At 54.8% G+C, this 11,929-nt stretch carries 11 protein-coding genes and 1 pseudogene; all 12 read left to right on the top strand.

The genetic code is table 11. The features are described from left to right. Positions 1–88: 88 nt before the first annotated feature. The 12 genes and pseudogenes from ACTQ33_RS05890 (at position 89) to ACTQ33_RS05835 (ending at position 11,857) form a co-directional block, all read left to right on the top strand. Positions 89–520, top strand: a complete 432-nt coding sequence (locus ACTQ33_RS05890; RefSeq protein WP_441462956.1) for a sigma-70 family RNA polymerase sigma factor — start codon at positions 89–91, stop codon at positions 518–520. A gap of 37 nt (positions 521–557) precedes the next feature. Further along, a complete protein-coding gene (locus ACTQ33_RS05885; protein ID WP_441462954.1) occupies positions 558–752 on the top strand; it encodes a helix-turn-helix domain-containing protein in 195 nt (64 codons plus the stop codon). 314 nt (positions 753–1,066) lie between these two features. After that, positions 1,067–1,198, top strand: coding sequence for a hypothetical protein (locus ACTQ33_RS05880; RefSeq protein WP_441462952.1), 132 nt, complete (start codon positions 1,067–1,069; stop codon positions 1,196–1,198). Positions 1,199–1,394: 196 nt separating this feature from the next. Beyond that, a complete protein-coding gene (locus ACTQ33_RS05875; protein WP_441462950.1) occupies positions 1,395–2,204 on the top strand; it encodes a PD-(D/E)XK nuclease family transposase in 810 nt (269 codons plus the stop codon). Positions 2,205–2,242: 38 nt separating this feature from the next. After that, entirely contained in the window at positions 2,243–2,434 is a 192-nt protein-coding gene (locus tag ACTQ33_RS05870) for a hypothetical protein (protein WP_441462948.1), read from the top strand. A 73-nt stretch (positions 2,435–2,507) separates the two neighbouring features. Then, on the top strand, positions 2,508–2,807 hold the full coding sequence (locus ACTQ33_RS05865) for a helix-turn-helix domain-containing protein (RefSeq protein ID WP_441462946.1): 300 nt from the start codon (positions 2,508–2,510) through the stop codon (positions 2,805–2,807). A gap of 62 nt (positions 2,808–2,869) precedes the next feature. Beyond that, a pseudogene (locus ACTQ33_RS05860) lies at positions 2,870–3,003 on the top strand (NADH peroxidase); the annotation flags it as partial. Positions 3,004–3,009: 6 nt separating this feature from the next. Then, the gene (locus ACTQ33_RS05855) at positions 3,010–3,333 is read left to right on the top strand and encodes a DUF6951 family protein (protein WP_441462944.1); all 324 of its coding nucleotides are present in this window, start codon (positions 3,010–3,012) and stop codon (positions 3,331–3,333) included. A gap of 96 nt (positions 3,334–3,429) precedes the next feature. After that, positions 3,430–3,759 carry a hypothetical protein gene (locus tag ACTQ33_RS05850; RefSeq protein ID WP_441462942.1) on the top strand — a complete coding sequence of 110 codons (330 nt, stop codon included), beginning with the start codon at positions 3,430–3,432 and terminating at the stop codon, positions 3,757–3,759. A 703-nt stretch (positions 3,760–4,462) separates the two neighbouring features. Continuing rightward, entirely contained in the window at positions 4,463–10,141 is a 5,679-nt protein-coding gene (locus ACTQ33_RS05845; RefSeq protein WP_441462940.1) for an S-layer homology domain-containing protein, read from the top strand. 217 nt (positions 10,142–10,358) lie between these two features. Further along, on the top strand, positions 10,359–11,531 hold the full coding sequence (locus ACTQ33_RS05840; RefSeq protein ID WP_441462938.1) for a YibE/F family protein: 1,173 nt from the start codon (positions 10,359–10,361) through the stop codon (positions 11,529–11,531). A gap of 113 nt (positions 11,532–11,644) precedes the next feature. Continuing rightward, positions 11,645–11,857, top strand: a complete 213-nt coding sequence (locus ACTQ33_RS05835; RefSeq protein WP_441462937.1) for a TOBE domain-containing protein — start codon at positions 11,645–11,647, stop codon at positions 11,855–11,857. Positions 11,858–11,929 lie beyond the last annotated feature (72 nt).

The following is an 11,929-nucleotide window of genomic DNA, read 5'->3' as shown; positions in this document are numbered from 1 at the left end:
TCACTTTTCGGATTCGTATTAGTCAGCATCAGGACAAAAGAGTATCCCCTTCCAATCAAGCGCTGAACGCAGGAAAGGGGTGAATACTATGCCGTGGACAGAGGAAGATATTCGCCGTATCGAGGGTAAATTTGATAGCTTCTGCAAAACCGTTTTGAGAAATTTTGCAAGGGACTGGTATCGAGCCAAGCAACGGCGTGGCAAAAACGAGGTCTTGTTTTCGGAATTGCCGGACAATCATTTGCTGGAGCCAATTCATATCGACCCAATCACTTCAGCGGAAAAGTATTTCTTCGATGATTTAGAACGGTCTATCGCCATTGAGAATGACGCGCTGGCACAAGCGTTACATAGCCTTTCCGGACGCAAACGGCAGATCATTCTTCTGGCGTACTTTCTGGATTGGACAGATCAGCAAATCGGAGAGCGGTTCCATGTTGTGCGGAGTACGATACAAGCCGCCAGAACCAAAGCATTAAAGGAAATGAGGGATTTACTTGAAAAACAAGGCAAAGCATAGGCGCGCCATGATACGCCGTATCTCTGTGGATACCATTTTGAACGCAAAGAAAGGCGATGAGAGTGCGATTCAAACCATTTTGAATTACTACAAGGGATATATGCTGGAACTGTGCAAGTTCGAACTGTACGATGCCAGCGGGAAAATCTATGTCTGCTATGATGAGGACTTGTATCAGGAACTTCAGTTCAAGCTGATAAAAGAAATTCAGAACCGGTTTGAATTGAGCTAAGCAGATTTGCCTGTCCTTCACAGGGGATAACTGCGCGTTGTCCCTTGTGAAAGGCTGGCAAGCGTTTACCAGTCTTACTGTACTTTGAAAACAAAATGAGCGTCCGTATCAGATACAGCGCAGGGGAAGCAGGCCATGACCTCCGGAGAGGAGGTTTCAGGAGCGAGCGTGCCAATGTGTAGAAAACGGTGTCCTGTCACAACAGGCAGTCCATCAGGAACAGGATACGGGTGATACGCCGAACATGAAAATACAGTGGAGCCGCTGACTTTGTACAGCGGCTCCACATAATATTGGATATAGGAGTGATCAATATGTCATTATCAGAACAGCGGCAGAAAGCCAATGAAACCGCAATGGAAATCTTGGCTTGCCGCGATATTTTATATACCGTCCCGGAAGCAGCAAAACTGTTGCGCGTCAGTAAAATCTGGTCTATGACCTGATCCGCTGCGGGTATCTGCGCTCTATTAAGCTGGGCAGCCGCAAAGTAAGCCGTAAGGCTCTGCTGGACTTTGTTGAGCAGTTTGAGGGTCAGACGGTGGAATTGCCGGGTGTGCAGTCGGAGTAAAAGTTCAAAAAGCACTGCTTGAACCGAACGCATTTCCATGTTATATTATAAATGAAATAGGATGTGAGAGAATGAGCGATTTGGACTTTGAACGCAAACACGAGGAAGATTTACAGCGTCTTCGTGGCCTTCGCCTGTTGGATGACGATTTTATGAACAAGGTGTTTGAGGATACGGCCTGTGCCGAGTTCCTGCTACAAATCATCTTGCAGCGCACGGACTTGAAGGTGCAGCGTGTTCACGGTCAGCATGATATTCGGAATTTACAAGGGCGTTCTATCCGTCTGGACATTCTGGCTGTTGATGTCTCCGAACGGGTATACAACATTGAGGTGCAGCGCAGCGACAAAGGTGCAGGCGTCAAGCGCGCCCGGTACAACAGTAGCTTGATCGATGCCAATGTCACCGAACCCGGTGATGAGTACGAGAAGCTGAACGAAACCTATGTGATCTTTATCACAGAGCATGATGTGCTGGGTGGCGGCTGCCCGATCTATCACATCGACCGGACAATCAAAGAAACTGGCGCATTATTTGGAGATGAGTCGCATATCATATATGTGAACGCCCAGATTAAGGACGATACGGCACTGGGGCAACTTATGCACGACTTTTCCTGCACCAGTGCTGAACAGATGCACTATCAAATCCTGGCGAATAGGGTTCGCTATTTCAAAGAAGATACGGAAGGAGTTGCGACTATGTGCAAGGCTATGGAAGATATGAGAAACGAAGCTGCGCGTGAAGCGACCAAAGCTAAAACGGTCAGTATTGCACGGCGTATGTTAAAATCGGGCAAATACACCTACGAAGACATTGCTGATATCTTAGAAATCAGCGTAGACGAAGTTAAGGCTCTGGACGAGAGTCAATCGGCCTGACACGGTTTCGTTTTGACTCAATCAAGGGAGTTGCGACTATGTGCAAGGCTATGGAAGATATGAGAAACGAAGCTGCGCGTGAAGCGGCACTTAAAGCTGATAAGGCCCGGATGATTAAAACTGCGCGGCGTATGTTGAAAGCAGGCAAGTACACCTACGAAGATATTGCCGATGTGCTGGAAATCAGCGCGGATGAAGTCAAGGCTCTGGACGAAAGCCAATCAGCCTGACTAAAATTAGGTCTGTAATTTTTTGCGAAATGCTCATGCACCCTCTATACTTTTGAGCAGGAGGTGCATGAGCATGAATGCAATGAATGAACAGACCCGCGCTGCGGTAGAGGAAGTCCGGCGAACCGATTGCGAGTTTTTGACAGTTCCGCAGGTAGCGAAGATTTTGAAGGTCAATAAGAACATGGTGTATGACCTCATCAGCGTCAAGCTGCTGCGGGCGGTCAAGCTGGGCAGTACCAAAGTGGCAACCATTGCCGTAGAGGACTTCATCCGCGAGATGGATGCCGGACTGATCGAGTACGACCATGTGACCAAGAAAGCCACCCGGCATCGGTCTAAAGCCAAATCTGCGACGAGCCAGAATAAGTAAGCATTTCCCTTGTGGAGCCTGACTCGGTACTGGATTTGCAGAGCGTATTTTTTGTGGGCAAAGCGTGGGCAAAAAACTTTTCGATTACGCTGAGAGCCTTATATAGTCTAATTGATACGGTAGAAGAATCCTATCACCAGACGAAGCCCGCCACGGCAAGGCTTTCGAGGGCCTGCTGAACCGTTACTTCGGTTAATTTCCCATGACAAAGGTTACCATCGAACCGGGTATCTGCGGCTTTACCACCATTGTCACCGCGTCCTCTGAAGATCAGCAGGAGGTGGAACTGTCGGTAGCCACCGGCTGCGAAGCCGTTCAGAAAATGATGCAGACCTTGGGTAACAGCTTTGACGCCTATGAACTCTGTCTGGTGCGTCCCGGCTGTGGTCCCCTGTTTGAATATGCATCGGAGCATTTTCCCGTCCACTGCGGTTGTCCGGTGATTGCCGGTATTACCAAGTGCGCAGAAGCGGAGTGCCATTTGGCATTGAAAAAAGACGCTTCTATCCGGTTTCTGGACGCATAACCTCTTTGTCTAATGTATAATTTACAGGAGGGAGCTGTCGTCACGGCTCTCTCCTGTTCTACATCGATTGCAAGAACTTTTTAGGAGGATCTTATCATGAAAATCAGACTGGACAAAGATATCGCAGAGTTTATCCCTGAAACCCCCGCCGAGGCCGTGGAGCTGGAGGCCCTCTGGATCAAGATGGGCAACTGCACCGGCGGCACCAAGCGCCTGGAACCCCTGGGTGTATACGTCCGCACGGAAAACAAGTCCGCCAAGTTCCACATTGAGGGCCTTAGCGAAGAGGAGGCCAAGGCGATTCCTGTGGTGACAGCGCCCTACGACACCGACGTTTACTGCGTCACCTGCAACCGTACTGAGCATGTGAAGAAAGGCGAACCCATTCCGTTCTGCTGCGGCAAGCTCATGGAGATCCTTGACTGAGTTTCGCGTGTGACACGCTCCTTCTGAAGATTGGAAACTGTTTGGAAGCATTGACCTTTGTGATCGTTTTTAGAACGCCTGATAAAACTGAAACGCGATCAAAGGTAAGTGTCAATTCTTACAGCGTATAGCCATCCCGGCTCTGAGATGATTCTCGGAGCCGGGATATTTTTGCTCTGGTCGAACCAAGCATTGCAAAACAATATCCCCGACCGCAACGTTCTTTTAGAAAACCGGCGCCTGCATTTGCTGTACGCATGACAGCAGTATACAAAAGTTTCCATGGTGAAAATAGGACACGTTTCCAGCTTTTTCTACCGATTTACCATTTTTATGATTTAAAGTTTTTAAGACATATTTCCAAAAACGTATAATTTTTCTGCATAGATTGTGTTTTTTACAATGATTTTGTCTAAATTACATAAAAATCCGATTGCATTTCCAATTATTTTCTGCTAGTATGAAATCAGATCATTTTGCCATTGCTTCCTCTGATTGGAATGGAATCCAGTCCTTTTTTCAGACGGTACGCATGGCAGTAAAAATGAATCGGCCTGTGCGCAAAGACGAGAGAGGAGAGGGCCATCCCGGTTTTTCTCACAGGATTCCGCAACAGCAGGGGAGGTATGTCCACCACTTATACATCGGAAACCGGAGCGCGGCTTGCCGCGGTATCACTTGCAGAAAGGATGGTTACTGTATTATGCGAAAACGACTGAACAGAGTTCTCTCCGCCGCGTTGAGCGCAGTCATGCTGCTCTCTCTGTGGCCCACGGCAGCACTTGCCGCCCCAACCAGCACTATCAATCAACCAACCTCTGAGCAATCCCTTTTTACAGATGATAATTTCACATCTACCTTAACGATGGCCCCCCCCAATGGTGCCGCTTCTCCTGTCTACACGCTGGGAGATGATACCGTGTTGCAGGACGGCATGAAGGTCGTTATCTACAACCCTGAATACAAAAAAACCCTCTCGGGTGTCTATAACGGCTTTTACAACACCGGTACCGACATCACCATTGATGGAACCACTATTTCCGGCTTCTCCACCAATGATGTGTGGACGGTTTCGGATAACAGTGACGGCACCTGGTCCTTTGCCTATGAAGGCCAGAAAATCGGTATGGGTGATAAATACTCCCGTATGCCGCTGGGAGAAAAGCATAACACCTGGACTTTGGAAGCCACTTCCGACGGTCTGTACTACATTAAGAACGTTGACCGCAACGTATATATGGAGTGGTTTGCAGCCAAAAACTATTGGAGCGGCTATGGGAAAATCTCCCCCGGCAGCGAGGGAATGTTCGCATTGGGCTTTTATGACGTAAGCGATGTGGAAGTGCCCGCTCCGCCCACGCCGGAAGGCCCCGATCTGCCCTTTAAAGCTGGCGATACCGTTGTCATTTACAATGTGGGCGCCAATGGCGTTCTGGCCGGACAGGATGACAACGTGACCAGCCCCTCCATCAACAACGCCGCAGCCACCGTCAGCGGCACCACTGTAACGCCCGCCAACGGCGGCCGTGTATTCACCGCAGAACAGAACGGTGATTGGTGGCGCTTCAAGACCGAGCATGACGGCTACCTCTGCTCCAACGGCACCGGCAGTAATTCGTTCTACTCCAAGGACGCTTCCGACGATGCCGACTGGAAGCTGGCGGAGTACAACGGCGGCTTTACTCTGGAGAGCCGTACCGCCAAATACAAGGGTAACTCCCAGTATCTGGAGTATTACAGCGACTCTTATAAAACCTACAGCCTGTACAACGACAGTGACAAGGATATCTATACCTTCCAGTTCTACACGGTGGATGGCAACCTCACTGTCACTGAAGGCGTGGTCAATGCGCCGGTCGTGACCTTCGGCGAGCTGCCCAAAGCCTATATCAGCCAGGATTACACGGTTTCCTTTACCGTGGACGCCGTCTTCGGTGTCAAGGGCGAACCGGAGGCCAAATACGGCGAGACACCAGCACAGCTTACCAACACCAACGGTACCTACTCCTTCACCATCCCCGGCGATAAACTGACGGCCGGTGAAATGACCATTACCGTCACCGGTACCGATACCAAGGACGTGCCCTTTACCGGTACGGCCAAGCTGACTGTGGTGGATGAGCCGGTCATCAATACTGTCTCTCCCGCTGCCGGCTCTCAGACCGGCGACAACAAGCAGCCTACCATTCAGGTGGACTTTGCCAACGCCGGTGAGAATCCCACGGTGGTACTGACGCTCAAGGGCCCCACCAGCACACTTCTGGACAAGCAGCCCATGACCGTTCAGGGTAATTCCGCCACCTACGCGGTTTCCGATGCCCTGTCCGATGGGCGGTATACCGCCACCGTTACCGTCACCCGCGCTGACAACAAAACCGTGGAACGCAGCTGGAGTTTCCTGATTGGTACCTCTCAGTATCAGCTCTACTTCGGTCAGCTTCACTCCCACACCGCTGAATACTCCGACGGCGCCGGCACCTTGCAGGAGGGCCTGGACTATGTGGCCAATCTGCCGGAAAGCGCCAATGTGGATTTTGCGGCCTTTACGGATCACTCCAACTATTTCGACACCAGCAGCGCTGCCAATCCCGAGGCTGCCCTCTATGATCCCAGCCAGATGACGGCAGAAAGCCGCGACAAGTGGAACACCTACCGCAATACGGTGTCTGCATTCAACGAGCAGTACGCCGGCACCCGTGTGGCTCTGGCCGGCTTTGAGATGACCTGGTCCGGCGGCCCCGGCCACATCAACACCTTTAATACTCCCGGCCTTGTCTCCCGCAACAACAAAACCCTCAACAGCAAGGAATCCGACGCCGGTATGAAGGCCTACTATGAAGTGCTGAAAAACGAGGCTTTGACTGATTCCATCAGCCAGTTCAACCATCCCGGCGCCACCTTCGGCACCTTTGCGGATTTTGCCTACTATGATCCCGTCATCGATTCGCGGATGTATCTGGTGGAAGTGGGCAACGGTGAAGGCGCCATTGGCTCCGGCGGCTACTTCCCCAGCTATTCCTATTACATCATGGCTCTGGACAAGGGCTGGCATGTGGCCCCCACCAACAACCAGGACAACCATAAGGGCAAGTGGGGCAATGCCAACGACGCCCGCGACGTGGTTCTGACCGATGATTTCAGCCAGGAAGGCATCTACGAGGCCATCCGCAACTATCGCATCTACGCCACCGAAGACAAGAACCTGGAAATCAACTACACCCTCAACGATCAGGTGCTCGGCTCCATCATCGAGCAGGTCCCGGAGACGGTCGAAATCAAGGTCAATGTCTTTGATCCCGATGCCTCCGACTCCACCGCCAAGGTGGAAGTGGTGGTCAACACCGGTAAGGTCGCCTATACCTGGAGCGACGCCGCCGAATTGGCCGCCGGCAACCTGTCCTGCACCCTCCCCGCCGACTATACCTACTACTTTATCCGTGTGACCCAGAGCGACGGCGATATCGCTGTGACAGCCCCTGTCTGGGTGGGTGAAACCCTGAAACTGGGTATTTCCTCCGTGGAGTGCGGTACCTCCATCCCCGTCACCGGCGAGGCTGTGGAGCTGAAAACCAACCTGTTCAACAGTGAGTCGACTCCCGCCACCATCCAGTCCATCACCTATACCAGCAATGGGCAGGTCCTGGGGACCCAGACCGGTCTGGGTGATCTGGCTGCTTCCTCCACGCAGACCGTCAGCTGGAACTTTACGCCCACTGAAGCCCGCCTGACCACCATCACCGTGGCGGTCACCCTGGTACAGAATGGGAAGGAGTTCACCTATACCAGCGACATCACGCTGGATGTTCTGGACGCGGCCCGACTGGTCTATGTGGGCATCGACGCCTCCCATCACAATGAGTACGTCAGCGGCAACTACAACAAGTCCATGGGCAACTTCAGCGCCCTGGCCGCAGGCTATGCCGTGCGCACCGTGGAGCTGAACACCAGCGCGGATTTGCTGGCCGCCTGTGAAAATGCCAACGGCAAGTACCGGGCCATCGTGCTCACCGCGCCCTCCCGCCGCAACGGCAACGCCCTCCGCGATCCCTACGACAACTACAGCGACGAGGAAATCGCCGCATTGAATGCGTTCAACGCCGCAGGCGGCATGGTGGTTCTGGCCGGTTGGTCGGACTACTATGAGAATTACAAGCCGTTCCCGGAAGCGGATCACATGGCTGCTCAGCAGAACAAGATCCTGGCGGCACTGGGTTCCTCTCTGCGCATCAGCGACGATGCCACCATGGACGACGCCCTCAACGGCGGCCAGCCCCAGCGGCTGTACTTCTCCACCTACAACTGGGAGCACTTCCTGATGAAGGGCGTGGAGTTTGACGCCGCCCATCCCAATGACAACAAGTATTCCCAGCGGTTCAGCCAGTACGGCGGCGCGTCCATCTATGCGGTGGATGCCTCCGGACAGCCCACGGCCACGCTGCCGGAGACGGTTTCTCCTGTGGTCTACGGCCATAGCAGCACCTATTCCAAGGACAGCGATCAAATGGGCATTAGCGGCGATGCCGTGCCCACTTACCCCGTGGCCGACGGTGACAACCGTCTGTTGATTCTGGCCACCGAGGAGCTGCCCGGTCAGGGTCTCATCGTGGTTTCCGGCGCGGCGTTCCTGTCCAACTTCGAGGTGCAGGCCCAGGTGGACTCCGCCGCAGAAAAGAACTATTCCAACTACAATATCTGCGAAAACCTCGTAAACTACATCAATCCCACCACCATCAGCCCCATTTCGGAAGTCCAGGCCCAGAAGAATGAAGGCGTCAAGTACACCATTGAGGGCATCGTCACGTCCAACGCCTCCGGCTACGACAAGGATACCGCCTTCTTTGACTGCATCTATGTGCAGGACGGCACCGCCGGTATCAACGCCTTCCCCGTGGCGGGCAACTTCCAGATCGGCGACCGGGTCCGGATCACCGGCACCACCTCCTCCTATCAGGGCGAGCGGCAGATTGCCGTCTCCTCCATCACCAAGGTCGGCACCGACACCGTGCCCGCTCCCAAGGAGATCACCGCCGCACAGCTGAACGACCGCTCTTATCTGGGCAGTCTGGTCACCCTGCGCGGTACCGTGGTATCGTTTGAATCCGCCAATGGTCTCATTCAGACCATTCTGGTCCGCGACAGCGCCGGAACCATCGGCCGTGTCTTTATCGACGGCTACATCACCAAGGATGCCGAGGTGCAGGGCCTGAGCGAGGGCCGCTACATCATCGCAACCGGTCTGGCCTCCTACGATACGTCCTTTGCCGGTGAACCGGCCCGTATCCGCATCCGCAACCGTGCCGACGTGGTCTGCACCGATGCGCCTTCCGGTGGCGGCAGCTCCGGCGGCAGCACCGGTACCACCGGCGGCTCCAGCCAGATCGAGACTGTGACGAACCCCGACGGCTCCACCACCACTACGGAGACCAAGTCCGACGGCACCGTAATCAAAACCACCAAGTATCCCGACGGTTCTTCCCAGTCGGTGGAGACCAAGCCCGACGGCACTGTTACCACGACACGCAAGGAAGCCAACGGCGCCACCTCCACCGCCGTTGCCACCAGCAACAAGACCACGGTGCAGGTGAGCGTTCCCTCCAGTGTGGTGTCTGCCGCTGTCTCCAGTCAGCAGCCCGTGACCCTTCCTCTGCCCGCGCTGTCTGCCTCCAGTAATACCCAGCAGGCTCCTACGGTTACAGTCGGCCTGGGCGGTCAGAAAAATGTCCCCGTGGAGATTCCTGTGGAGAATGCCGATTACGGCACTGTAGCTATGCTGCAAAAGGCAGACGGTAGTCTGGAACTCCTGCGTAGCACCATCCCCTCCGACAACGGCGTGACCGTGTCCCTGTCTGACGGCGATACGGTGGTGCTGGTCGACAATGCTCAGACTTTCGCGGATATTCCCACCGGCCACTGGTCCAGCGATTTCATCGACTTTGTCACCAGCCGTGAGCTGTTTAACGGCACCAGCAACACCACCTTCTCGCCCAGCTCCGACATGACCCGCGGCATGCTGTGGACTGTACTGGCCCGTATGGACGGCGTGGACACCACCACCGGTTCCACCTGGTACGAGGCGGGCAGAACATGGGCCATGACCTCCGGCATTTCTGACGGTACCAACGTGGACGCTCCTCATACGAGAGAGCAGCTGGTCACCATGCTGTGGCGTTATGCCGGCAGCCCCGCTGTCAATTACGATCTGAGCGGCTACTCGGACAGCCACACCGTCAGCGACTGGGCCCAGACGTCTATGGCCTGGGCTGTGGAACAGGGTCTGATTCAGGGTTCCGGCAACAATCTGCTGAGCCCCGATGCCTTGGCTACCCGCGAGCAGGTCGCGACCATTCTGACCCGCTTTGTCATGACGGTACAGCCGTTCTAATCCCCATGGTGCCGTACCTTTCATGCGGCACAACATTCCATCGGAACCGGACGCACGCCGTGCATCCAAGCGCTGATGAAGCGTTGGAAGCAGGTTCCGTATGAAACCATATCGTACACCATTTCCCGGCTGCGTCGGTTCTACCGGCGCAGCCGGATGGATCATTTTCCCGGATTTTTGCGGTCCGTGGACCGTATTAAGAGAGAGGAGCATGTCAATGCCCGGTAAGATCACACCCCGCCGCCTGGCGAGCGCAGGAGTGGGCCTGCTGCTGTTTCTGCTGCTGCTGTTGGGCGGCCTGTTTCTGCGGCAGGAGCGGACAGAACTGACCGCCGCGCAAAAACGGCTGTTTGCACCGGCCAAAGTGACGGCCATCCTGGCAGACAACGCCCAGCCGGAGCCCTGGAGCGAGGGCCTGCGGTTGGGGGCGCAGCAGCTGGAACTGGAGATTCTCCGGGGGCCTTACAAGGGCGCTGTTCTCCAGGCCGTCAACTATCTCAGCGCCTACGCCAATGTGGACTGCCGGGTGGGGACCCGGGTCATTGTCCGTCTGGACCTGGACGACGCTGGAAATCCCTACATTCTCTCCATTCCCAACTATGACAGAGGGACGGTCCTGCTGGCCATGGTGGGCGTCTTCGCGTTGATTCTCGTGCTTATCGGCGGCAAGAAGGGCGTTATGGCGCTGCTGGGACTGGCCTATACCCTGGCAGGCGTCTGGTTCCTGCTGATTCCCATGGTGCTGCGGGGCGCGCCGCCCATTCCGGCGGCGGTGGCCGTTGCAGCACTGACGGCAGCGGCTTCTCTGCTGCTGCTGACAGGATTTACCCGGAAAACCCTGTGTGCCGGTCTGGGCTGTGTCTGCGGCGTAGCCGCTGCCGGCCTCTTCGCATGGATTGTTGGCAAGCTCACCCCCATCAGCGGGTTTAACATGGGAGAAGCAGAGGATTTGGTACTCCGGGCCGGAGAACAGTCTCTGGAAATTCGTGGCCTTTTGATCAGCGGTATTCTCATCGCCTCCCTGGGCGCAGTCATGGATGTGGCCATGTCCATTTCCTCGGCTTGCAGTGAACTGCTGGCGCTGGACCCCAAAATCACCGCCGGACGCCTGTTCCGCTCCGGTATGAACATCGGCCGCGACGCCATGGGCACCATGGCAAATACGCTGATTCTGGCCTTTGCGGGCGCGTCCTTTAATCTGCTGCTGCTGTTTCAGGTCTACGGATACCCCATGATTCAGATTTTCAACAGCGACGCCATGGCCATTGAACTGATTCAGAGTATTTCCGGTTCCGTGGGCATTCTTTTGACCGTCCCCCTGGTCTCCCTCTTTGCCGCGCTGCTGCTGACTCGCTCTTTCCCGAAAAAACCGGGCAAGTCTTCCAAATGATACCCACCGGATGCCCCTACATATTTTTCTTGCGAAACGCCGAAAGATTGTATATAATCGGACTGCCGCTACTCTGCGGCCATTCGACTGCATTCTATTAGGAGCGTATCTATATGAAACTCAGTGCAAGAAATCAGTTCAAAGGCACCGTTGTGGCCATCGAGGAAGGCGCCGTCAACGGCATTGTCCGCATCGATATCGGCGGCGGCAACGTCATCACCTCCACCATCTCCATGGGTTCCATCCGGGAGCTGGGCCTGAAGGTGGGCGGCGAGGCCTATGCCGTGATCAAGGCTACCTCCGTCATGGTGGGCGTGGATCACTGATCCACCGGACAGCTACACCCAGGAGGACCGCTGGGCGGTCCCCCTGGGTTATTTTGCCGCTATTGGACGGCG

It is taken from the genome of Candidatus Avoscillospira sp. LCP25S3_F1 (assembly GCF_052117125.1).
Taxonomy (GTDB): Bacteria; Bacillota; Clostridia; order Oscillospirales; family Oscillospiraceae; genus Avoscillospira_A.
Note: the sequence above shows the minus strand (reverse complement) of the source record. Positions and strands in the feature narration are given on the sequence as shown.